The sequence below is a fragment of the Pelosinus sp. IPA-1 genome (assembly GCF_030269905.1).
In the GTDB taxonomy this organism is placed as follows: Bacteria; Bacillota; Negativicutes; order DSM-13327; family DSM-13327; genus Pelosinus.
In genome coordinates, this window is sequence record NZ_BSVC01000011.1 from 36,737 (window position 1) to 59,622 (window position 22,886).

Annotated in this window: 27 protein-coding genes; 25 read left to right on the forward strand and 2 right to left on the reverse strand. The window is 40.3% G+C overall.

All coding sequences use genetic code 11. The annotated features are described in order from the left end of the window. Window positions 1–33 precede the first annotated feature (33 nt). The 5 genes from QSJ81_RS22390 (at window position 34) to QSJ81_RS22410 (ending at window position 3,398) form a co-directional block, all read left to right on the forward strand. On the forward strand, window positions 34–1,935 hold the full coding sequence (locus QSJ81_RS22390; protein WP_285719571.1) for an ABC-F family ATP-binding cassette domain-containing protein: 1,902 nt from the start codon (window positions 34–36) through the stop codon (window positions 1,933–1,935). A gap of 226 nt (window positions 1,936–2,161) precedes the next feature. After that, window positions 2,162–2,746 carry an RNA polymerase sigma factor gene (locus QSJ81_RS22395; RefSeq protein ID WP_285719572.1) on the forward strand — a complete coding sequence of 195 codons (585 nt, stop codon included), beginning with the start codon at window positions 2,162–2,164 and terminating at the stop codon, window positions 2,744–2,746. A gap of 5 nt (window positions 2,747–2,751) precedes the next feature. Continuing rightward, window positions 2,752–2,976 carry a DUF1659 domain-containing protein gene (locus QSJ81_RS22400; protein ID WP_285719573.1) on the forward strand — a complete coding sequence of 75 codons (225 nt, stop codon included), beginning with the start codon at window positions 2,752–2,754 and terminating at the stop codon, window positions 2,974–2,976. Between the two features lie 41 nt (window positions 2,977–3,017). Further along, window positions 3,018–3,230: a DUF2922 domain-containing protein gene (locus QSJ81_RS22405; RefSeq protein WP_285719574.1), complete on the forward strand. Its 213-nt coding sequence runs from the start codon at window positions 3,018–3,020 to the stop codon at window positions 3,228–3,230. A gap of 24 nt (window positions 3,231–3,254) precedes the next feature. Continuing rightward, window positions 3,255–3,398 (forward strand): YvrJ family protein, encoded by a 144-nt coding sequence (locus QSJ81_RS22410; RefSeq protein ID WP_285719575.1) that lies wholly within the window; start codon window positions 3,255–3,257, stop codon window positions 3,396–3,398. Between the two features lie 59 nt (window positions 3,399–3,457). Here the strand turns inward: QSJ81_RS22410 and QSJ81_RS22415 are convergent, their stop codons facing one another. Beyond that, the gene (locus QSJ81_RS22415) at window positions 3,458–3,703 is read right to left on the reverse strand and encodes a TIGR03905 family TSCPD domain-containing protein (RefSeq protein WP_285719576.1); all 246 of its coding nucleotides are present in this window, start codon (window positions 3,701–3,703) and stop codon (window positions 3,458–3,460) included. Between the two features lie 214 nt (window positions 3,704–3,917). On the opposite strand from QSJ81_RS22415, the gene recD2 reads away from it, so the two are divergent. Together recD2 and QSJ81_RS22425 are read left to right on the forward strand one after the other, a co-directional pair. Continuing rightward, entirely contained in the window at window positions 3,918–6,074 is a 2,157-nt protein-coding gene (recD2, locus tag QSJ81_RS22420) for an SF1B family DNA helicase RecD2 (RefSeq protein ID WP_285719577.1), read from the forward strand. A gap of 125 nt (window positions 6,075–6,199) precedes the next feature. Next, entirely contained in the window at window positions 6,200–6,862 is a 663-nt protein-coding gene (locus QSJ81_RS22425) for a ComF family protein (RefSeq protein WP_285719675.1), read from the forward strand. Window positions 6,863–6,864: 2 nt separating this feature from the next. Here QSJ81_RS22425 and QSJ81_RS22430 read toward each other — a convergent pair whose 3' ends face one another. Next, window positions 6,865–7,467 carry an HD-GYP domain-containing protein gene (locus QSJ81_RS22430; RefSeq protein ID WP_285719578.1) on the reverse strand — a complete coding sequence of 201 codons (603 nt, stop codon included), beginning with the start codon at window positions 7,465–7,467 and terminating at the stop codon, window positions 6,865–6,867. A gap of 240 nt (window positions 7,468–7,707) precedes the next feature. Between QSJ81_RS22430 and QSJ81_RS22435 the strand changes: the two genes are divergently transcribed. The 18 genes from QSJ81_RS22435 (at window position 7,708) to QSJ81_RS22520 (ending at window position 22,882) form a co-directional block, all read left to right on the forward strand. After that, window positions 7,708–8,106: a flagellar protein gene (locus QSJ81_RS22435; protein ID WP_285719579.1), complete on the forward strand. Its 399-nt coding sequence runs from the start codon at window positions 7,708–7,710 to the stop codon at window positions 8,104–8,106. A gap of 102 nt (window positions 8,107–8,208) precedes the next feature. Then, a complete protein-coding gene (gene flgM / locus QSJ81_RS22440) occupies window positions 8,209–8,508 on the forward strand; it encodes a flagellar biosynthesis anti-sigma factor FlgM (RefSeq protein WP_285719580.1) in 300 nt (99 codons plus the stop codon). A gap of 10 nt (window positions 8,509–8,518) precedes the next feature. After that, the gene (locus QSJ81_RS22445) at window positions 8,519–9,016 is read left to right on the forward strand and encodes a flagellar protein FlgN (RefSeq protein WP_285719581.1); all 498 of its coding nucleotides are present in this window, start codon (window positions 8,519–8,521) and stop codon (window positions 9,014–9,016) included. 44 nt (window positions 9,017–9,060) lie between these two features. Beyond that, window positions 9,061–9,552 (forward strand): flagellar export chaperone FlgN, encoded by a 492-nt coding sequence (flgN, locus tag QSJ81_RS22450; RefSeq protein ID WP_285719582.1) that lies wholly within the window; start codon window positions 9,061–9,063, stop codon window positions 9,550–9,552. A 14-nt stretch (window positions 9,553–9,566) separates the two neighbouring features. Further along, window positions 9,567–11,078, forward strand: coding sequence for a flagellar hook-associated protein FlgK (flgK, locus tag QSJ81_RS22455; RefSeq protein WP_285719583.1), 1,512 nt, complete (start codon window positions 9,567–9,569; stop codon window positions 11,076–11,078). 35 nt (window positions 11,079–11,113) lie between these two features. Further along, a complete protein-coding gene (locus QSJ81_RS22460; RefSeq protein ID WP_285719584.1) occupies window positions 11,114–12,118 on the forward strand; it encodes a flagellin N-terminal helical domain-containing protein in 1,005 nt (334 codons plus the stop codon). A 95-nt stretch (window positions 12,119–12,213) separates the two neighbouring features. After that, the gene (locus QSJ81_RS22465; protein ID WP_285719585.1) at window positions 12,214–12,747 is read left to right on the forward strand and encodes a DUF6470 family protein; all 534 of its coding nucleotides are present in this window, start codon (window positions 12,214–12,216) and stop codon (window positions 12,745–12,747) included. Between the two features lie 14 nt (window positions 12,748–12,761). Continuing rightward, entirely contained in the window at window positions 12,762–13,187 is a 426-nt protein-coding gene (fliW, locus tag QSJ81_RS22470) for a flagellar assembly protein FliW (RefSeq protein WP_285719586.1), read from the forward strand. Window positions 13,188–13,192: 5 nt separating this feature from the next. Continuing rightward, window positions 13,193–13,447, forward strand: coding sequence for a carbon storage regulator CsrA (csrA, locus tag QSJ81_RS22475; protein ID WP_285719587.1), 255 nt, complete (start codon window positions 13,193–13,195; stop codon window positions 13,445–13,447). Window positions 13,448–13,640: 193 nt separating this feature from the next. Then, on the forward strand, window positions 13,641–14,468 hold the full coding sequence (locus tag QSJ81_RS22480; RefSeq protein ID WP_285719588.1) for a flagellin N-terminal helical domain-containing protein: 828 nt from the start codon (window positions 13,641–13,643) through the stop codon (window positions 14,466–14,468). 73 nt (window positions 14,469–14,541) lie between these two features. Next, complete coding sequence (locus QSJ81_RS22485; protein WP_285719589.1) at window positions 14,542–14,874, forward strand: flagellar protein FlaG; 333 nt, start codon at window positions 14,542–14,544, stop codon at window positions 14,872–14,874. A 15-nt stretch (window positions 14,875–14,889) separates the two neighbouring features. Then, window positions 14,890–17,262: a flagellar filament capping protein FliD gene (gene fliD / locus QSJ81_RS22490; protein ID WP_285719590.1), complete on the forward strand. Its 2,373-nt coding sequence runs from the start codon at window positions 14,890–14,892 to the stop codon at window positions 17,260–17,262. A 98-nt stretch (window positions 17,263–17,360) separates the two neighbouring features. Continuing rightward, window positions 17,361–18,014 carry a DUF8042 domain-containing protein gene (locus tag QSJ81_RS22495; RefSeq protein WP_285719591.1) on the forward strand — a complete coding sequence of 218 codons (654 nt, stop codon included), beginning with the start codon at window positions 17,361–17,363 and terminating at the stop codon, window positions 18,012–18,014. 4 nt (window positions 18,015–18,018) lie between these two features. Then, window positions 18,019–19,872, forward strand: a complete 1,854-nt coding sequence (locus tag QSJ81_RS22500) for a motility associated factor glycosyltransferase family protein (RefSeq protein ID WP_285719676.1) — start codon at window positions 18,019–18,021, stop codon at window positions 19,870–19,872. Further along, window positions 19,865–20,236, forward strand: coding sequence for a flagellar export chaperone FliS (fliS, locus tag QSJ81_RS22505; protein WP_285719592.1), 372 nt, complete (start codon window positions 19,865–19,867; stop codon window positions 20,234–20,236). Before QSJ81_RS22500 ends, fliS begins: the two co-directional genes overlap by 8 nt. A gap of 28 nt (window positions 20,237–20,264) precedes the next feature. Continuing rightward, complete coding sequence (locus QSJ81_RS22510) at window positions 20,265–20,651, forward strand: flagellar protein FliT (RefSeq protein ID WP_285719593.1); 387 nt, start codon at window positions 20,265–20,267, stop codon at window positions 20,649–20,651. A gap of 36 nt (window positions 20,652–20,687) precedes the next feature. After that, on the forward strand, window positions 20,688–21,701 hold the full coding sequence (locus tag QSJ81_RS22515; protein ID WP_285719594.1) for an NAD-dependent 4,6-dehydratase LegB: 1,014 nt from the start codon (window positions 20,688–20,690) through the stop codon (window positions 21,699–21,701). Continuing rightward, window positions 21,698–22,882 carry a LegC family aminotransferase gene (locus QSJ81_RS22520; RefSeq protein ID WP_285719595.1) on the forward strand — a complete coding sequence of 395 codons (1,185 nt, stop codon included), beginning with the start codon at window positions 21,698–21,700 and terminating at the stop codon, window positions 22,880–22,882. The genes QSJ81_RS22515 and QSJ81_RS22520 overlap by 4 nt, the downstream gene beginning before the upstream one ends. Window positions 22,883–22,886 lie beyond the last annotated feature (4 nt).

Genomic DNA, 22,886 nt, shown 5'->3' on the forward strand with positions numbered 1-22,886 from the left:
TACAGCCTTGCGGGGTTTGTTTGAGGTGGATACATGGGAACATTGCGGGTAGAAGGCTTGCATAAGGCTTTTGGTATTGAAACATTATTTACAGATGTAGCGTTTGAGCTAGGGCGGGGAGATACTTTTGGCCTCATCGGGGCGAATGGTACAGGCAAGACGACGCTGATGCGTTGTTTACTCGGTCTGGAGTCCATTGATGGCGGGCGGGTAGCGGTGCCCGTTGGTGAAACAATTGGTTATGTACAGCAGGATGCTAGTTTAAGCCAAGGGACACTCTATGAAGAATTGTGTTCAGCCTATGAGGATGTCTTAGCCTGTCAGAGGAAAATGCATGAGCTAGAGCAGGTCATTGCTGTAACCAAAGAGGAAACTGCTTTAGAAGGGCTGATGAAGGACTATGCTAAAGTAGTCGAAACCTTTGAACGAGGTGGGGGCTATGAATATGAAAATATCATTCGCCGAGTTGCTTTTGGTTTAGGTTTTACTAGCGAGGATTTTTCAAGGCGGATTGAAACCTTTTCTGGTGGACAAAAGACACGAATTTGTTTGGCAAGGGCGCTAATTCGCCAACCAGATTTCTTGTTTTTGGATGAGCCGACAAATCATTTGGACATTGGAATGGTTGAGTGGTTGGAGGATTTTCTCGTAGGATATCCAGGGGGCGTACTCATTATTTCTCATGACCGCTATTTTCTTGATAAAGTAGTGAATCGGGTCATTGAATTAGAAAATAAGGCCCTAACTGCTTATAAAGGGAACTATACTTCTTATATGCAGCAGAAAGCGGAACGTATGGCAGCCTTAGAAAATGCGTATGAAAAGCAGCAAGACCATATTGCCAAAACACAAGCATATATTACGATGTATCGGGCGGGAATCAAGTCTAAGCAAGCCAGAGGGCGGGAAAAACAATTGCAACGTTTGGAACGAATTGTATTGCCTGCTGACATTGCCCGTTTTGATTTTTTTGGTTTCAATCCTCCTAGTGAATGTGCCGAGCGAGTAGCGGAATTAGAAGAAGTAGCAGCGGCCTATGGAGAACGAAAAATTTTCGAAAAACTGTCTCTGCTTATTCGTAAGGGAGATGGAGTTGCTCTAGTAGGGCCTAATGGTGCAGGCAAAACTACCTTATTAAAATTATTGACTGGTGAATTGGCTCCTGTCAGCGGTAGAGTCAAACTTGGTAGCAGAGTCAAGGTAGGGTATTTTTCTCAGGAACATGAAGGTCTGAATGGGAAAAATCGAATCATCGATGAAATTATGATGGAATATGGTTTTAGCGAAGAACGGGCACGGCATTACCTGGGGGCTTTTCTATTTCGAGGGGATGAGGTATTTAAGATCGTTGGTGATTTAAGTGGCGGAGAAAAGTCTAGGCTTGCCATGCTGAAGCTCATGTTGACGGGAGCCAATTTCTTAATTTTGGATGAGCCGACCAATCATCTTGATATTCCAGCAAAAGAAGCAGTAGAGGAAGCAATTCTAAGCTTTCCCGGTACTTTCCTTACCGTATCTCATGATCGATATTTTCTTGATAAAGTGGCCAATTGTATGGTGGAATTGGCTGATGGTTCGTTAACGGAGTATGCGGGGAATTATAGTTACTATCGGGAGAAAAAGCTGGCGAATCAAAAAGCAGCTGCTGCTTTGCAGACGCCAATTGTTAAAGTGGAGGCCAGTGCCAAGAAAACGGAGAAACCTAGACAGCGTAAGGCAGATCCAGAAAAAAACTTAAGGAATTTGCAAAAGCTAGAAGGCGAGATTGCAATGCTAGAATTAGAGATCAAGGGCCTTGAGCATCGTCTAAACGATCCTGCCAGTCATGGTGACCCAGAGGCGAGCAGCAAATTAGCCGAGGAATACAGCCAAGCCCAAACTACCCTGGCAGAGAAGTATGATGCTTGGGTAGAGTTAACAGAAGGCGGAGAGTAAAAATAACCACAGAGGCGCAGAGAACACAGAGATTAATAAATTCCTCTGCGTTCTCTGCGCCTCTGTGGTTAAATAAACCGTACTACTTTCTTTCCTATATCTTTTTAGGCTGACTTGTGTGTCGAGAGACACATAGGTCGGCTTTTGTTTTGCCCAAATTGGCGTGGTAGAGTGAATCAAGCGCTAATTTAAGAGGAACCGGTTTCTCGCCATAAGGTGAGAAAAAATGGAATTAGGTCAATTAGTCAAAGCAGCTCAAGCTGGTGATAAGCAAGCCTTTCAGGAAGTATGCAGTCGCTTCACAGGATTAGTGAAGAAGCATGCCAATAAGCCCCATTTACGTCCTATTGTCGAGGAGGCAACAGCACAAGGCTGGCTAGCCGTTGTTCAGGCGGTGAAGTCTTATGATGAAAAGTGTGGTGTTCATTTTGCTGGTTATGTGGATAGTAAAGTTAAATTCGCTATTTGGAATTTGTTTAAAAAAGAGCGTCGCCGTTGGCAAGAGGAAGTTCTTTTAGAAGGTGCAGCAGAGGATGAGGAGTTGGATGCCTTCGCCCAGCTGCCGGATAAGACCAATGTGGCTCAGGAGGTAGAATTAGAGTGGCTATCTCAGCAATTGATGACTGCTGTAGCAGCTTTACCCGACAAGCAGCGGCAAGTCATATTGCAAACGGTTGTGGAGCGCGGCACCTTAAAAGATGCAGCGGTTAAGCTAGGAATTACAGTACAAGCTGTATTTAATTTGCGGCAGCGTGGTGTGGCGCGTTTAAAAACCCTCTGCGCTGGAATGTATACCAGTGAAAGGGGGTGAGAGATATGGCAGTCGATAAAGTACCACAAACAAGCAAAATGGTTATCACAGTGGAAAATGGTGTGAATGCAAGCGGAGAGCCAATTCAGCGTCAGCGGAGTTACAAAAACGTAAAGGCTAGCGCGAGTGACGCGGATGTGTATGCCGTGGCTCAAGGAATTGCTGGGCTACAAACTCATGCGGTAATAGCCATCAGCCGACAAGATGATTGTTACTTGGTAAATGGCTAACATGCTGAAACTGAATTGAAGTAAGAAGGAGGTGATGTAAGATGGCAAAAACCCTGGAAATGGTTTTCCGCAATACCAGCGGTAAGGAAGTGACTTTGAATGTTGCAGATCCCAAAGAAAATTTGACATTAGCAGAAGTTAAGGTGATTATGCAAGACATTGTCGCTAAGAATATTTTTACTAGTAAAACGGGTGATTTCGCGCAAGTAGTGGAGGCTCGTATGGCTAGCAAAGATACGGCGGTATTAGCGTAGCATTAGGTAAAGGAGGCTAAAGATATGGATCAAATCCTAACCTATGCAGCTAACTATGGATTTCCTGCGGTGATTAGCGTTTACCTTTTGGTACGCATCGAAGGGAAATTGGAGCAGTTGACTGGTAGTATTAATGATTTGGCTAAAATCATAGCGACAAAATTATAGGGCAAACTAAAACCCGAGAGTATCGTAAATGATGCTCTCGGGTTTTTCGTTTATTTTATTTATTTTTTCATTTGTTCTAGTAAAGCAGTTGCTAACTGATCGGTGCAAGAAGTTGTTTTTGATCCACAGGTGATACCTTTGAGTTTTTTTACCACTTCATCAGCAGGCATGCCTTCTAATAAGGAACTAATAGCTTGGAGGTTTCCAGGGCAGCCGCCATTAAATTTTACATTGCGGACAATTCCGTCCTGTAAGTCGAAATTTATTTCTTTGGCACAAATGCCTGTTGTATTGTAAGTAGTCATTGATAAAACCCCTTTGTAAATAATTTTAAACCACAAGGCACATAATTAGTAGAAATCGCTGTGTCCTTTGTACCTCTATGGTTCACATTTCTTTTAAAGATACACCGAAATGCTCTGTCTGTCTAGTCATTATTGTTCTTATTTCATGCCACCAGCAGGATTTAAGCAGAAACCTGCGAATAAAAAAGATATATTATATTGAGTGGAGAACGCCGTGGAATATTTAGAAGGTACTGTAGAAAATATCATATTTCAAAATACTGACAATGGTTTTGTCGTTTTTAAACTAAAACCAGCTAACGAAAATGGGTCTGTAGCTGTTGTAGGCAGTATGCTGGTGCCTTTGGTCGGTGAACAGTTGGAGTTAACTGGGGAATGGGCGGAGCATGCCCGTTTTGGCCGTCAATTTAAAGCCGCCAGTTACAAGAAAGTAGCACCTGCCAGTGTAAAGGGCATTGAACGTTTTTTGGCTTCTGGTGCTATTAAAGGCATTGGTCCAGCTATGGCGGCACGGCTAGTAAAACAGTTTGGTCTTGATACCTTAAAAATAATTGAAGAAAAGCCGAAACGGTTACAAGAAATAGAGGGAATTGGCAAGAAAAAAGCGGAGGCCATTCACGAAGCGTATGCCCAACAATCTGAAATGCATGAGGTCATGCTATTTTTGGAAATGAACGGAGTAACAGGGGCCTACGCCGGTAAAATTTTTGCTCAATATGGATTTTTGGCAATTAGCGTATTACAGGAGAATCCCTACCGTTTAGCCCAAGAAGTACAAGGGATAGGCTTTCGTACTGCGGATCAGATTGCCATGTCGTTAGGGTTAGAGCGGGACCATGAGGAACGGATTGCGGCGGGGATTGATTTTGCATTATTACAGATTTCCCAAGGCGGACACTGCTGTGTCCCCGAGGACATATTGGTGCAGGAGGCTGCCAAGCTTTTATTGATTGAGCCTATCAATGTAGCTAGGCGTGTATCCCAGTTAATTCAAGATGATAGCTTATGTGTTGAAGATTTTCATGGCATGACCCTTATTTATCCTCGTCATTTATACTATGCGGAAAAAAGAGTGGCGGAACGGTTATTGCGTTTGAAGGATAGGGCGAAACAGGCGCCTGATGAAGACCTGGTGGCTATTGTTGATCGCTGGGAAAGGCAGTCAGGGATTACTTTGGCTGAGGCCCAAAGAGAAGCGGTTCTATCTTCCTTGCTCCATGGGGTATTAGTGTTGACGGGTGGGCCAGGCACTGGGAAAACCACAGTTGTCAGGGGCATGCTAGATGTACTAGAAGATCAAGGTTTCAAGCTGCTCTTAGGGGCACCTACTGGACGAGCAGCAAAACGGCTAAATGAGGCTACGGACCGAGAGGCCATGACAGTACATCGGTTGCTAGAATCGACTGGCGGGACGGAAGGCGCACCTTTATTTATGCGCAATGAAAAGGACCCTTTAGATGCGGAAGTTGTCATCATTGATGAGGTTTCTATGATGGATATTTCTTTGATGAATCATTTTCTTCAAGCGATACCTGATGGCTGCCGCGTTATCTTAGTAGGTGACGTAGACCAGTTGCCAGCAGTTGGCCCAGGGTCTGTACTCAAGGATATTATTCGTTCCACAACGGTGCCAGTCGTACGTTTAACGGAAGTTTTTCGTCAGGCAGGAGAAAGCATGATTGTCATGAATGCCCATCAGATTAACCGAGGAATGTTGCCTGATTTTAAAAGCAGTAATGATTTTCAGTTTAAAGAAATTAATGATAGTGATGCAGTAGCTCAGTCTATTGTGGAACTATGTCGTGATGTGCTTCCTAAAGAAGGTTTTAATGTTTCCTATGATGTGCAAGTATTGGCCCCTATGCACAGGCTAGTGTGTGGTGTGGAAAATTTGAACAAGCTGCTCCAGCAGGCTTTGAATCCTGAAAGCGATGGTAAAGCTTCTGTTTCTGGTGCCAATCAAGTCCTCAGAGAAGGGGATAAGATTATGCAAATGAAAAATAATTATACCAAAGGGGTATATAACGGGGATATTGGTTTTATTACAGGTATTCAAAATGGCAGGGTAGCCGTTCGCTATCCAGAGCAAGATGTGATTTATGAAAGAGGCGAGTTAGAGGAACTGCATCTTGCTTATGCCATGAGTGTGCATAAGAGCCAAGGGAGTGAATACCCTGTGGTTATTATGCCACTCATTTCGGGACACCACGTTATGTTGCAGAGGAATTTATTATATACAGCCGTAACACGGGCCAAGGAAAGGGTCATCCTTTTAGGCAGCAAAGCTGCCCTCAACACCGCCCTAATGAACGACCGTACCAAACGCCGCTACTCCCTTCTCGCGGAACGCCTGCGTGGGGAGGAACTGTAGACCCTAGGCTGTACGAAGACACACCCCGCCTGCGGGACCCCTCTCTAGAGGGGAATGAAGTGAAAAAATCCCCTCTAGAGAGGGGGGGGCGCGTAGCGACGGGGTGTGTTAGGAGGTTACATGTGATGATAACTAACTACTGGAGTACCTTTGTGGATATCATCTACCCACCAAAGTGTCCCTCTTGCAAGGCATTGGTTCAGGAACATGGTGCCTGGTGCCAGCAATGTTTAGCAAATATCCTATCAGTACGAGACATTAATCTAATAGAACATCGCCTAAAGTATCTGACGGCCTGCAGGGCGGTGTGCGAATATACAGGGGGGCTGAAGCGGATCATTCATGATATGAAATTTCGCCAGCAAAAAAAGTATGCCATTCATCTTAAGTGGTTACTTGCGAGCTGTAAGCTCCCAAAATATCTTTCTCAGATTGACTATGTAGTACCTGTGCCCCTGCACAGTGATCGTCTAAAAGAGCGAGGGTATAATCAGACTGAGCTTATTTTCAAAGAGTGGTCGAAAGAGCAGAATTTATGTTGGATGCCCGATCTATTAATGCGGAAAAAGCATACAATCCCCCAATGGGAGCTAACCTTAACAGATAGAAAGCAAAACATAAAGGGCGCATTTATCACAACGCGCCCTGACAGGGTTAATAATCAGAATATTTTGTTAGTGGATGACATTGTTACAACAGGAATTACCTTAGACGAATGCGCTAAAGTGTTGAAAAAAGCGGGGGCAAAATCTGTCTACGCCTTAACAATTGCAAGTGGAGCTAGATAATCTTACCCCAAAGATTCAATAAAAGCCTTTACAATTTCAGGATCAAAGGCAGTGCCTGACATGTTTTGCAGTTCTTTTACAGCCTCTTCCTTCGTTTTTTCCCAATGCTCTGTGCAAGGGTTGATAAAGCGGTCATAATAGTTTACAACGGAAATAATACGGGCACCAAGAGGGATATTAACCCCTTTTAAACGTTTGGGATAGCCTTTACCGTCCCAGCGTTCATGGTGGTAACGGATATAGGGAATATGTTCTTGGCATTGAGCAATATTTTCTAGCATGTAGCTGCCCGCATTGCAATGATTTTTAAAGACGGTCATTTCACGGGTGGAAAGATAGGGTACTTTTGCTAAAACGGCATTAGGAACGGTAAGATGTCCAATATCGTGCAGCAAAGCAGCCAAGCGAATACGTTCAATTTCCTCGCGAGGCAGACGCATTTTGGCAGCAACGCTAACGGCGTAGTTGGCTACCTGCTGGCTGTGTAAGTATAAATTTGAACTTTTCAATTGGATAAGCTGCATAAGGTTGGCGATGACTTTGTCTATCGTTTCCGAATCGCCAGAATAAATTTCAGGACCTTGCATAAGTGTTAACATAACCATGGCAAACTGCCTTTCCATATAAAGTATATCAAAGTATATTCTATGCTATGCTTTGGCAAAAAACAACAGAATCTTGCTAAAAAAATATAAAAAGGTATAATAAAAAAAGAGTACGTCAAGATTTGATAGGAATTATTGCAAAGTATTGCTATAATGATAGCAGAAAATATATTTATTGAATCATTAAAAAACTCGTTAGATCCTACTTTTCTATAGCTTTTTAAATAGGGGGAGATTTGTGTGGGTGTAAAAAATTGTCCAGAGTGTGGTAAATTGTTTATGGAAAATCCTAGTGGTCTATGTCCAGCGTGCTACAAACAAGAAGAAATATATGAGCATAAGATTGGTGAATATTTACGGGAGTTTGGCAAATCATCTGTTGAAGAAATACACAAGGCAACAGGTGTGAAGGAAAAAGTCATATTGCGTATGCTCAAAAGTGGTCGCTTGTTTGCAGAGGGGCAAAACTTAGTCAATTATCCTTGCGATATGTGCGGTGCTCCTATTTACGAAGGGCGTTTATGTTCTAAATGTGGCAGTGATTTTACCAAACAAGTGAGAAAGACTTGGAAAACAGATGAACCTTCGGTGGATTCCCAACGTGGTGTGCGGATGTACACAAAAAATGCTAAAGATTAAATTAATAAAAAAAAATTATGGCGGGGATTAATGTCCCGGCCATTTTTGTCGATAATAATAATGAGGAAGATTTTTTTGTTTAGATTGTGAGGTGCGAAAAGTATGATTATTTCAAATAAACAAATTCAAAATGTACTTAAGTTATATGGCGAGCAAAATAGTGTGACGAAAAATACGAAGAGTGAAAAAGCACAAACTACTAAAAGACAAGATCAGGTTATATTGTCTTCAGGGGTACAAGAATTTGGCCAGGTATTGCAGAGTGTGATTAGTATGTCTGATGTTAGGCCAGAGAAGGTAAAAGAATTGTCAGCGAAAATTCAAGCAGGTACTTATCGGGTAGATTCTAAAGATGTCGCTGATAAAATGGTCGGGCGGTCCTTAGTCGATACCTTGATTTAAGGAGGATATTGTGCAAGAAAAGTGGGAAAAGTTAGTGTCTGTTCTTTTGGAAATTCTTAACATATATAAAGAGCTTCTTGGATTGGGGTATCAAAAAAGGGAAGCATTAGTGGAACGGGATTTAAAAAGAATAGAAGAAGTCACGAAACAGGAAGAAAATTTGATTTTTCAGTTAGCCAAACTGAATGGAATTCGAGAGGCTGTAATTCAAGAAATATCCATTTTGCATGGTCTTGTAGATAAGAAACCAACCTTGTCCCAGATTAGTCAATTGGCTGATTCTGAAATATTATATAAGTTAAAGAATATAGAACAAGAATATAATAAAATGATTTTGGAAATGACTCAGTTGAATGAAGTAAATAAAAAAATAGTACAACAGGCTATGCTTATTGTGAATTGTACATTGAGTCTTATATCTCAAAGTAAGGCTGATCCCACGTATGGTTCAAATCAAAGTGCCCCTCCCGTGTCACATAATCGGGCTTTATTTGATCATAAAGTGTAAGTATATTTTTGCTACCACAAAACAAGTAGAAAGGCTGATTATTAATGATTTGCCAAACAAAGCATGTAGCTGATGAATTAATCAGTATTTTGGAACGTCTGGTTGTTATTTATCAGGAATTGAATGTCTTAGGTAATGATAAAAAGAAATCGTTAGATGCAAATAATCTAACATTTTTACAAGAGATTGTTCGAAGAGAAGAAGAACTGGCATCACTGGTTGAAATAGTAGAAGAGTCTCGTCTTACGTTGCAAAAGAAAGTTTTGGACAGCCCAGTAACCTTTGGACAATTGATTGCGTTGCTAGATGAATCAAGTAAGGCTCATGTTACTTTACTAACACAAGAATTAAAACAATTGGTTGAGGAATTGCGTTTGAAAACAGAGACCAATTCTATCATTACCCAGCATCTATCGAATCTTTCAAGGCATAAAATGAATATTCTCTTGGGAGTAAGTACAATGCCCACTTATGAAAATAATAGTAGTAATACGATTTATAGCAGAAACAAAGGGTTAATTGACAAAAATATTTAGTTAGGAGAATAGTGATGACATCAACATTTGGCGGTTTTAATACAGCTGTTTCAGGTTTGGCAGCGCAACAACTTAATATAAATACGGCAGGTCATAACGTGTCAAATGCCTCTACGGATGGGTATTCTAGACAAAGGGTTAACTTAGTTACTACTATACCAGAGGCAGTTTATACTGCGTCGGGGAAGTCTTATTTGGGAACTGGGGTAACGACCCAATCCATTTCGAGAGCAAGGGATTTCTTGGTGGATGCCCAGTATTGGCAGCAGAATTCAACGAAAAGCTATTGGCAGAGTCAGTCAGACAATCTTGGAAGTATTGAAAATATTTTTAGCGATACGAAAACTACGGGTCTCCAAAATGTTATCAATAAATTTAATACTGCACTAGGAACATTGGCTAGTAATCCTGATGGTACTGCTGGGATTTCTGCTCGAACAGTTGTCCGTGAAAGTGCCAATGCATTAGCGCAAACGCTGCAACAAGATGCTGCAAGTCTCGTTCAGCAGGCCAACGATATATCGACTCGAATTGATGCACAGGTTACACAAGTCAATAATTTTACTAGCCAAATCGCCGCATTGAACAAACAAATTATCGTTCAGGAGGTTGGCGGCGCTAAAGCAAATGATTTGCGGGATAAAAGGGACTATTTGGTGGACCAGTTGTCTTCTATGACTAGCGTGAATGTATCGGAAGATCAGTCAGGTGCCTATACAGTGTCTATTGCTGGTGGAATTCCCTTGGTGCAAGGGAATGATGCTACTGTATTAACAGTGAAAGATACTGCGAACACTCCTCCTTATGGCTATACTACCACTAGTATTACTGCCAATGGTGGCGCGATAAATGTTATTATGAAGGATGGCTCGATTGCTAGTTTGACCAAACTAAGAGATGAGACAATTGGTGGTACAAATGGTTATTTAAAGAAGTTGGATGATATGGCACAGTTTTTTATGCAGGATTTTAATGCTCAGCATAAAAAAGGATTTGACATGAATGGCGTTGCTGGTGATAATTTTTTTGGCACAACAGGCGTAGACTATACATTAACGGCAAATGATCCAACGGCTCAGATTCCCCCTACCAGCTGGATTAGTAAATTAACAGTCAATAGTGCGTTTTATACTGCAAATGGAGTAAATTTAATTGCCGCACAGGATAAGAATGCCGTCACTGGAGGAACAGCAAATGGTCTTAATGCAACTGCGTTATCCAATTTGCTAGTTAAAAAACCTTCTACACCTTCTGCTGCATTAGGTGATAATAGCCTTTCTGATTACTATGGCTCTGTGATTAGTGCTTTGGGAGTACAGTCACAGCAATCGCAAAGTATGAATAGTAATCAAGGGGTTATTGTGAATGCGACCACTAAATCTCGAGAACAAATTTCTGGAGTAGATATGAATGAGGAATTGGCGAACATCATTAAGTATCAACAAGCTTATGGTGCCTGTGCAAAAGTAATGACAACAATGGACTCCATGCTTGATACTTTGATCAACAAAACAAGTGTTGGTTAAAGAATAAATGTTACAAATTAAGGGGTGAATAATAGATGAGAACAACAAGTAACATGCTCAGCAATCAATACCTTACTGGTTATAATCAGTCCCTATCGCAACTCAGTGATATACAACAGAAAATATCCACTTCTAAGGATATTAATAAGCCTTCAGATGATCCTGTCCGGATCGTACGAGGTCTCCAATTCAGTGGTGCTGCGAATTCGAATACAATGTTTTCGCAAAATGCAAATGACGCAATATCATGGATGAAGACAAGCGATTCGAATATTATAAGTATCCAAAACGTACTGACTAGCATAAGGACTGAAGTCTCAAAGGCGATTTCGGCAGGGCCGGCTTCTTCCTATACAACGGCTGCAGGTATTATAGATAAGGCAATTGATGAGTTGGTTCAGCTCGGGAATGCTGATATGGGTGGAAGATATATTTTTGGCGGACAAAATGATACGACGCCACCTTTTACTCGTAATTCAGATGGTACAGTGAGCTATAACGGTACCTATGATGGCCAACTGAAAAATCCAGCTTTGCCATTTAATGCTATTACAAATCCTAATGTGGCTACTGCTGGAACGATAACCATGACAATCAGTCCAGGAGCTGCCGATCCTCTAAGGGATAAGGTTAATGTTGATGGGCAAGCACTTTTTGGGACAATTGATACAACGAGTACTCCTCCAAATCAGCCTCAGATTTTTAAAGATCTATTGAAAATTAAACAGGATGTACTAAATGGTACTACGGCAGCATCAGGCAATGCGGCAGTTTTGACGAATGATCTGGGTACGATTGACGCAGCTAGCAATCAGGTAATTTTGGCGCAATCTTCCATAGGAGCAAGACAGTCGGCCTATCAAACGATAAAAGATCGCTTAGTAGACGATTCTCTTACGATTGCATCAGATCGTTCGGACAATGAAGATCTTGATGTAGCTAAGGCTAGTATTGATCTTCAAAAAGCGCAAAATGTCTATAGTGCGGTTTTGGGTGTAGGGGCGCGCATCTTACCTAAGTCGTTGCTTGATTACATGTGATAAAGAAAACTTGATTCAGATGGAGTGTTAGCTCCATCTGAATCTTAGTCCCTGTATAAGTAGTAGTATGTCACAATAAAAGGAGAGGATGGTTTGTGGGACAGATTGAGATTGAGCAAAGGGCTGGACAAATCGGTCTAAAAATTACCCAACCAAATTTAAATTTAAAGACCACACAACCTGATTTGCAAATCAAAACAACGCCTGCTGACTTGGCGCTACATATTGAACAACCGGAAATCATCATTGATTTGCGCGCATCATTTAATAGTATGGGTTTACAAGATACATACACCTTTGCGGATTCTGCTGCGCAAGCGGCAAAAGAGGCTTGTCTGCAAGGTATTGAACGGCGAGTTTCTATAGGAAATCAATTTACTGAACCCCATGGACCTTCCGCTGGGCAAATTGTAGCCGAGGCCAGTAAACCCCCTGAAAAGAAATTAGTAATCGGTCTTATGCCTTCTGTTCCCCCGGAAATTTCGGCGAAAATGGGGACGGTAAAAGGAACATATACTCCTGCCCATATAAATGGAAAGTTCAATGAAGGAAAAGTAACTAGCAATTTTACATGGGGACGGGTTGATATCTATATGGAACGTGAACCATATATTAATATAAAAGCATAGCCGGAGGATGAAAAATGGAAAAAGAGATGGCTGTAGCACAAGATATTCAGCAAAAAGTAATAGATTTTCCCAGTGGTTTAATTGGTTTAGAAGAACATAGAAAGTTTATTCTAAAGGAATTACCTGGACATGACCTGTTTTTTTTACTTCAGAGTTTGGAAGACAAAGATTTTGGATTGGTAGTTACCAATCCATTTTGGTTTATCCCGGATTATGAATTTGATTTGCCTGATGCATACGAGGAGCAAATGGAGGATAAGAAAAATTTAAAAGTCTTTGTTACTGTAAACCTAGCATCAAATCCCGAAAATATTACTGCGAATATCATGGGACCCATTGTGCTTGATCAAAATGTCGGCATTGGATTTCAAGTTTTAGTTTCTGATAAAAATTATACAACACGCTATAAATTGATGTCTGCAAAACCAGCAGGAGGTTAGTTGAAATGTTGATTTTATCACGTAAGAAAAATGAGGTTTTGCGTATTGGCAATGATATTCTTTTAACAGTAATCGACATTCAGGGAGATCAAGTTCGTTTGGGGATTACTGCACCGCGGGAAGTGCAAATATTGCGGCAAGAATTGTATGAGGCTGTTAAAGATTCCAATGCTCGATCAGCACAAACCGTACAAAATACAGAGGGACTTGTGTTTTTTGAAAAAATGACAAAATTAGATAAAAAAAATGAAAAGAACTGAAAAAACGAGAAATAAAGGGTAAATAGAAAAAAACAGCTTTAAAACCGAGTTTTTTGGACAAATTCACCCCTTAATAGACTGCGGACAAGCTACGATATATATAGTGACAGTATAAAATACTGAATGACTCAGCTGGCCAGCAGTCATATTTTTGGCAAGGATGCCACATTTAAAATTCAAGGAGGAAATTATAATGAGTGTTGTAAATACTAATATTGCGTCTTTAAATTCCTGGAGAAATCTTACTTCTAGCCAAAATAGCATGAGTAGTTCTTTGGAAAAATTGTCTTCAGGTAAAAAAATCAACAGAGCTGCTGATGATGCTTCCGGTTTGGCTATCAGTGAAAAAATGACTGCTCAGATTAATGGCTTGGATCAAGCTACTCAGAATTCACAAAATGCTATTTCTTTGATTCAAACAGCAGAAGGTGCATTGACTGAGACTACTTCTATTCTTCAACGTATGCGTACATTGGCAGTACAGTCTAGAAATAGCACTAATACGGATTCTGACCGTGCGCAAACTCAAAAAGAAGTTACACAATTGCTTGCGGAAGTTCAACGTATTGCTACTACCACTCAATTTAACACTAAGAACTTGTTAAATGGTTCAGCTAGTACGACTCCTCTTGTTTTCCAGATTGGTGCTAATCAGGGGCAAGTAATTTCTGTGAAGATTGCTAATATGAAAAATACTGCTAGCGGTATAGGCATTACTGGTGTTGCTCTTGGTGCTGCAGGTTCAGCTTCGAAGGCTATCTCTGTAATTGATGCTGCTCTAAGTAAAGTTTCCAGCAACCGTGCTAATTTAGGTGCTGTTCAAAATCGTTTAACACATACAGTAAACAACTTAGAAGTTGCATCTGAAAACTTAAGTTCTGCTCGTTCTAACCTTCAAGATACTGATATGGCGAAAGAAATGGCTAACTACAGCAAACAACAAGTACTTATTCAATCAGGTACTGCAATGCTTGCGCAAGCTAACCAATCCTCCCAATCAGTTCTTAAATTATTACAATAATCATAGTCATTCCGAGTTTAAACCGGCCGGCGATATGCCGGCCGGTTTTTAATAATAAAGGAAGGGTTGCCACATGAAAATTGATATGGTTAACTCAGCTGGAACGACGCAGAATATAGAGAATAAAAATAGTGAAGAAGCTTCTAAAATACAAAACGATAAAGCAAATCATCCAGGTGAGGTAGATCTATCCCAACTAAAAGAATCAGTTGATAAACTGAATAAAAAAGTCGAAGAAACAAATTATGATGTTCAGTTTGCTGTTTACAAAGATACGAACCGTATCATAGTTCAAGTCGTGGATAAAACCACGAAAGAAGTTGTTTCCACATTTCCTCCGAAGCAGATTCTGGAGATGGCGAGAATGGTGGAGCAAGAATTCAAGATATTGGATAAGAAAATTTAAAAAGAAGGTGAAAGTATGGCTACTTCATCCCTTTCCTTGTCTACGACTACGTCTTCGTCCCTTGGTACAACCCATATGAACAATACGGTTGGAGGACTTGATGTCGATGCCTTGGTTAGTGCGACGATTCAATCACACAGCTTACCTATGATTAATCTCCAAAATCAAAATACAAAGTTGCAAGCCCAATTAACCGATTATAATACAATTAAAGTAGCTTTGCGCACGTTGCAATATGCGGCTACTGATTTGACTTACTCCAACACTTTTTCTGCAATGAAGGCATCTTCGACAGATGAAAAGATAGTTACTGCAAGTTCGCAAAACGGCGGCACCAGTGGTAGTTATATTATTAATGTTGGAGCTACAGCTACGATTACCAGTAATACGAGTGGGATTATTGGAAACGCTGGACGTAAAGCGAATGTTGCTGGGACGCAAGTTTATGATTCCGGAACTGCTGTTACGACCGGTGCATTACAGATCAATGGTGTATCTATCGGTGTAACCGCCGGGGATTCTCTTACTACGATTGTGAATCATATTAATAGCTCTTCTGCAGGTGTCACGGCGTCAGTAGGGACGGACGGCAAAGTTACAATCACACAAAATACCGCGGGTCCTAAAATTACATTTTCCGATAACAGCGGATTTTTAGCGAATGCAGGTATACCGCAAGCAGATGTAACTAACGGAAACGTTGATACCAGTGCTGGTAAAAAGGCGTATGTAACAGGAACTGCTCAAGATCTAACTACTTACAATACCCCATTAAATAAAACTGGTACATTTTCCATCAATGGTAAAAGTATTGTTGTAACTGCGGATGACACGGTAAACACGATTGTGAATAAAATTTCGGCATCTGGTGCAGGTGTCACGGCGTCAGTAGGGACAGACGGCGCAGTTACTATCACGCAAAATACAGCGGGAAAAACGCCAACGATTACGATCAATGATTCCTCCAATCTTTTAAGTCCCCTTGGTTTAACAGGGGCAACTGTAGTTTCTGGGGTCAATTCGGATGAGACGCGTACCTTGGATGATCTCTTTGGTACGGCTGCGGGTGCCACGTCCGGATATTTTTCCATCAATGGGACATTTTTCAAAGTAGACTCAACTACAGATACCATTGATACAATTATTAACAAAATAAATACTTCAACAACAGCTGGTGTTTCGGCTTTTTATAATTCGAATACTGGCACGATATCTTTGACTTCCAAAACGGCTGGTGCTAAGGATATTACGTTGGGGACGGCTACCACAGACAGTTCACCTTTCTTGTCGAAAATAGGATTGGCACAAGGAAATCAACAAAAAGGTACTGAGGCTTCTGTGACGGTCAATGGCGTAGCCGTAACCCCAGTAGATAACAAAGTGACATTTAATGGAAATACTTTTTCCCTCGTGGGTAAGGGAACCGCGACCGTTTCGGTGCAGACTGATGCCGATGCTATTATAGCAAAGGTACAAACCTTTATTACTGCCTATAATGCTGCCATGGATGCCGTTTATGGCAAACTGAATGAAGGTTCAGGAAAATTTGACACTAGTTCGACAGATGCGTCAGTTGGGGATTTATTTGGTGATCCTACATTAGCAAGTGTTAACAATATGCTACGGAGCATCACGTCTGCTGTTGTAACCAATCAATCGTCTAGTATGCAACAACTTTCTCAAGTTGGTATTACCACTGGTAAACCAGGGGTATTTGACGCAGCTGCAGTTCAGAGTGGACATTTGGAATTGGATACAACCAAATTTAAAAGTGCATTACAATCCAATCCTCAAGCTCTTGCTTCCCTATTTGGTAATTCAATGGCTTCCGTCACGGGTGAAACCGTTACTGCAACTGCCGGAGTATATACTCTTAAAAATGGCTCCGTAACAGGGACGCCGATAATTAAGGTCGGTACTCAAACTTATACTCAGGTTTCTGGAACGCCTAAAAAACATGTAAGCTCAGTGACTGACGCAAATACAGAGACAACAGGTTATGAATATTCTTTGGATTATACAACGGGAAAGATTAAGTTCGGTAGTGATCCTTCTGTTGATTTTCCTGCTACGGCAATAACTGCTGACTATAGCTATGATGTTAGTTCAGGAAGTAATGCAGGGATTTTTGTACAATTGCAGACAATGTTAAACGGTAACACGCAATACGGTGGCACGTTTGATGCCATAACGGGGTCTGATGGATCAATTACGAAAACGATGAAGAATAATACTGATCGGATTTCAGATTTAAAGACTCGCTTGGCAGCAGAACAGGCTACTTTGTATACTAAATATCAAAATATGCAGACTCTTTTATCGTCGCTTCAATCTCAGGGATCTTACATGACATCAATGCTCGCTAGTTTGAATAGCAGTAAGTCGTAATGTAATTATCATTATAATGGTTAACGCCGTTTGTTGACCATTATAATGATAATATATAATGTTCACTAGTGTCTAGTTGTGTTAGCTTGGAGGAAAGTATGTATAATTATTTGCAGGAAGAAGTGTTCAAGTTACTGGACCGACATACAGCGTCTTATGCTAAACCATTGAATTCTAAAGAAATCGGTGAGATATTGAAGGTAACGCCATCCTATATTCGCAGTCAATTATCTCAATTGGTTAAAGTAAGGCGAGTAGGAGTGCGCAGAGGCAATGGCGGCGGATATTATGTGATGCAGGAGGGGAGGCACAAGATGCAAGGGACGAAGAAAATTGAAAGTGAAAAACAGTTTGAAGAGTTGGGCGGTCTATTATCAGATATGGAAAATTATTTGTATAAGGTGGCACAGGGTAGCCAAGAATTGTCGGTTACGTTGCATGGCGTTGATAGGTTACAATCGTTGGAGATGTTGACCCGGATTATGGAAGGACTAGATTGTTATCAAAAATTATTGAAATCTGCCGCGGTTTTACTTACAATTGATTTCTCAGAACCGTTATATGAAGAAACGACTGTGTTGTTATTGTTTGACCAATTATGTCAGGTCTTTACCAGTATAGTTGAAGCAACGGAAAGTGAAGATTACTCATTATTGGCGGATTTGATCGAATATGATTTGGTGCCAGTTATTCGCATTTCTCAAGGGATGTTAGGGGTAGTGCAGGAACGATATAAAGAGAGGGCAATATAGATTGATGCAAGAGAAAAAGCATGTATGGGAAGCTGAAAACTGGGCTATATATAAGGACCGTTACAGTTTTAATAAGTTGGATACCACAGTTACCTCAGAGAGAATCGAAATTATAGATAGTCGAATAGGAATGCCGACAGTGAGAGTGATGTCCTCAACTGGTAAGAAGGTTTTCTTACATAGCTCTGTTGATCCTGTGAAAGAAGCAAAAAAAATAGCGGAGAGTGTTTCCTCTAAGCCAGGTAATGTGATTGTTGTTTATGGATTTGGCTTGGGATATTTGGTAGAGGCATTATTGGAAACAGTGGATGAGAGAAGTCCAATATTTATTATCGAACCTGAGCGTGATTTATTTTGTGCAGCAATGGCAGCTAGAGATTTGCGACATCTTCTCTCTTCTGAACGTCTTTATATTCTTGTAAGCGATTTGCCTAGAACTGTTAAAGCCTACTTCTTTTCGGTGTATAATGCAGCCAAGCATCAGGATATTATAGTGACCGGGTTGGCCGGCCATCGAACAGTATATGGCGATTTTTACGATCAATCTATGCGACAGATTAAAGAAGTTGTTAGTACGAATGTAGTTAATCTAGTAACAGGGATTAGATTAGGCTGGAATTTTGTATCGAATTCTATACTGAATCTACTAGATTATTCCACTTATCCTGGTATAGTTTCTCTATTTAATCGTATGAAAGGTATGCCTGCCATAATTGTATCGGCAGGACCATCCTTAAATAAAAATATACAGCTGTTAAAAGAGGTAAAAGGTAAGGCGGTTATTATTGCTGTGGGAACAGCTGTTAAGGCACTAAAAAAATGGGACATTGAAGCGGATTTTATATTCAGTATAGATCCCCATCCGTTGAATTATGAGCATATGAAAGGTGTAGATGTGGGAAGGGCCGCTTTGGTTGCAGAAATACAAACGCATCATATGATTTTTGAGAATTACCAGGGACCGGTATTCGTATCGGGCGATATGCCGATACTAAATTGGTTTGGCGATAGTATAGAGAAAAAGGGGAAGATTGAAAGCGGAGGTTCAGTTGCTAATAATGCTTTTGTTGCAGCTTATAAAATGGGGGCGGATCCTATCATACTAGTGGGGCAGGATTTAGCATATTCGCGGGATGGGCACTCTCATGCAACTGGGACAATTTATGAGGATAAAGTCTACTGCGGAGGAGAAAATGCAAGCTATTTTCAGGTGAAGGCAAATGATGGGGGAAAACTCCTTACGGACCGGGCGTTTTATCAATTTCTTATTTTTTTCGAACAGTGGATTGATAGATATTCCGATCGTGAATATATAAACGCTACAGAAGGGGGAGCATTTATCCCGGGTACAAAGATCATGACTTTGCGAGAAGTGATTGATGAATATTGTCAGGAAACAACAATTGATGTACAAGAATTGATTAGGGAAGCACAAATTTCTTTTAAAATACCTAACATGGAACCTATATTGGAAAAACTGGAACTGCGCCTAAAAGATGCGAAGAAAACCATTATTGATGCCAATAAGGCCATTAAGCATCTAAAACAATTGGAAAAGGCCTGTGAAGATGAGCAAACGAAAAAAATGCAGCAACATTTAAAGGCTGTTACTAAAATATATAAAAAATTTGAAAATGATCCATATATACGGGAAGTGGTTGAAGCGTATTTCCAGCATGAATTACATGGGATATTTTCGCGTACTCATACAGCAGAGTATTCGGAAGAGGATGATTTTCATGCTGCCATTGCCGACTACAGGATTTATTATGAAAAAGTTCTTGAAGGGACAAAAGCACTAGAGGATCTACTTCATCGTTGTATTGAGAAATTTAGGAGGAACATGTGTAATGATTAATAATCCTTATGATCACTATAAGCGCATGCAGGTGGAAACGGCAAGCCAAGGTAGATTAATTATTATGCTCTATGATGGAGCATTAAAAAATTTGCGCGGTGCACAGAATTGTATTGCTCACAAAGATATAAATGGTGCCCATACTTTGTTGATAAAAACACAAGATATTATTAAAGAATTGAACATAACATTGAATATGAATGCTGGCGAGATTTCTCAAAACCTGCGTAGTTTATATGTATATATGCTTAAGTGTTTAGCTGAGGCTAATATGGCAAAAGATTCTGCAAAAGTGGGAGAGGTCATTGAATTATTATCTACCTTAAAAGAAGCTTGGGATAGTATTATCTTAAAAAGTAAGTAGTTTATTGTATTTTTATGGGGGGATGAAAATGCAACAGGAAGATAAGGGGTTGCTTTTTATAAAACACTATAGTAATCTCCTATGTTTATCGGTTGAACAGTTGAAGGCAATCAAAGAAGAAAATCTAAATACTGTTAACGAATTAGTTGCGCAAAAACAAATTATAATGGATAGTATTGTGGCTCTACAAGGTGAGTTTGATATCAATAATTGTAAGCCGGAAATCAAAGAAAGTTTGAAGGAATTATTGATCCAAATTACTGATAACGATAACGAGAGTCAGCAAATATTAAAAGACAATTGTTTAAGTATTAGTAAAAAAATGCTGACAGGGCGTAAAGAGATTAATCTTCACCAAGCTTATGAAAATGATTCTTTTCTAGGAAATGGACATATGCTTAATATAAGAAAGTAATATAATTTGAGTTTAATCTATCTTGGAAAGGACTTAATGATGAATTTAAAAGGAAAAAAAATTTTAGTAACCGGAGCTGACGGTTTTATTGGATCTCATCTTACAGAAGAATTAGTGCGACACGGCTATGATGTTAAGGCGTTTGTCTTGTATAACTCATTTAATTCTTGGGGATGGTTGGATTCTACTCCGCAAGAAATTAAGGAACAGATTGAAGTCCACACGGGTGATATTCGTGATCCCCATGGTGTAAAAACAGCAATGCAGGGTTGTGATGTTGTTCTTCATTTAGCAGCACTTATTGCCATACCTTATTCCTATCATTCTCCAGATACCTATGTGGATACAAATATTAAGGGAACTCTCAATATACTACAAGCGGCAAGGGAGCTGGAAGTAGAAAAAATTGTTCATACTTCTACTAGCGAAGTGTATGGTACTGCACGTTTTGTTCCTATAACCGAGGAACACCCATTGCAGGGACAGTCCCCCTATTCGGCAACGAAAATTGGAGCTGATCAATTAGCGATGTCTTTTTACAATTCCTTTAATATGCCTGTATCAATCATACGTCCCTTTAACACGTATGGTCCACGCCAATCTGCCAGAGCTATTATTCCTACTGTAATCACTCAAATTGCTGGTGGAAAGCGTGAAATCAAGCTGGGGGCTTTGCATCCTACCCGGGATTTTAACTATGTAGCAGATACTGTCAGAGGGTTTATTGCTATGGCTCAATCTGATTCAGCAATCGGGGAAGTCATCAATATTGGCAGTAATTATGAAGTATCCATTGGAGAAACGGTCAGTCTGATTGCAGAGGTTATGGGGGCAAAGATTGATATTGTCGCTGACGAAGCAAGATTGCGGCCTGCTAAAAGTGAAGTGGAGCGATTATGGGCTGATAACCAGAAAGCAAAAAGACTTCTCGGATGGGAACCTCTCTACGGGAGTAAAGATGGTTTAAGAAGGGGGTTAGCAGATACGGCGGCGTGGTTTACTCGGGAGGGAAATTTGAAACAATACAAAGCCGATATCTATAATATATGAGAAACGAGCGTTTTAATGTAGATAGTGTGATTGAAGCTTTAAAAAGTTGTTTACCAATAGAGCAGGAAAAGGTTGCCCTTCACGAGCCCTATTTTGGGGGAAATGAATGGAAGTATGTAAAAGAGTGCATAGATACCGGTTGGGTATCTTCTGTGGGGAAATATGTTGACCAATTTGAACAGAAATTGGCTGAATATACGGGTGTCAAAAGGGCAGTCGCAGTAGTAAATGGGACAGCTGCACTACATGTCGCCCTTAAAATAGCAGGTGTAATAAAGGATGATGAGGTCATCGTACCTACTCTCACATTTATTGCTACTACTAACGCCATAACTTATTGTGGTGGGATACCTCATTTTGCTGATTGTGAAGAGAGAACACTAGGTTTAGATCCTTATAAATTGGACGTATATTTACAGGAAATTGCGGAAGTAAAGACAGATGGCTGCTTTAATAAAAAAACAGGGCGTAGGATCAAAGCTGTGCTTCCAATGCATACTTTTGGACATCCTGTAGATTTAGATCCTTTAGTTGAAGTGTGTCAAAAATTTAAACTAGAACTAATTGAAGATGCAGCCGAATCTCTTGGTTCTTTTTATAAAGGTCGTCATACAGGGAATTGGGGTAAGTTGTCTACATTGAGTTTTAATGGTAATAAAACGATCACTACAGGTGGTGGTGGTGCTATTTTAACTAATGATGAAGAGTTGGGGAAAATGGCTAAACATATCACCACAACGGCAAAACTGCCTCATAAATGGGACTTCTACCATGATCAGGTTGGCTTTAATTATCGATTGCCTAATATTAATGCTGCTTTGGGGTGTGCACAACTGGAGCAATTGCCAGAATTTCTGGCTCAAAAAAGGATATTAGCCGAGAGATATATAGAACGTTTTTCATCTATGCACGGGATGAAAATTTTTCGTGAGACAAACTTTTCAAAGAGTAATTACTGGTTGAATGTTTTACTGTTAGAAAGTGATTATAAACAATATCGCGATACAATATTAGAAGCTACTAATATAGCTGGTATAATGACTCGTCCTGCGTGGATCTTGATGCATAAATTATCAATGTTTACGTCGTGTCCACATATGGACTTAGCAGTGGCAGAGAATATCGAAGCACGTCTTATTAATATTCCTAGTAGTGTAAAACTAAGTAAACATAGAATGTAGTAAA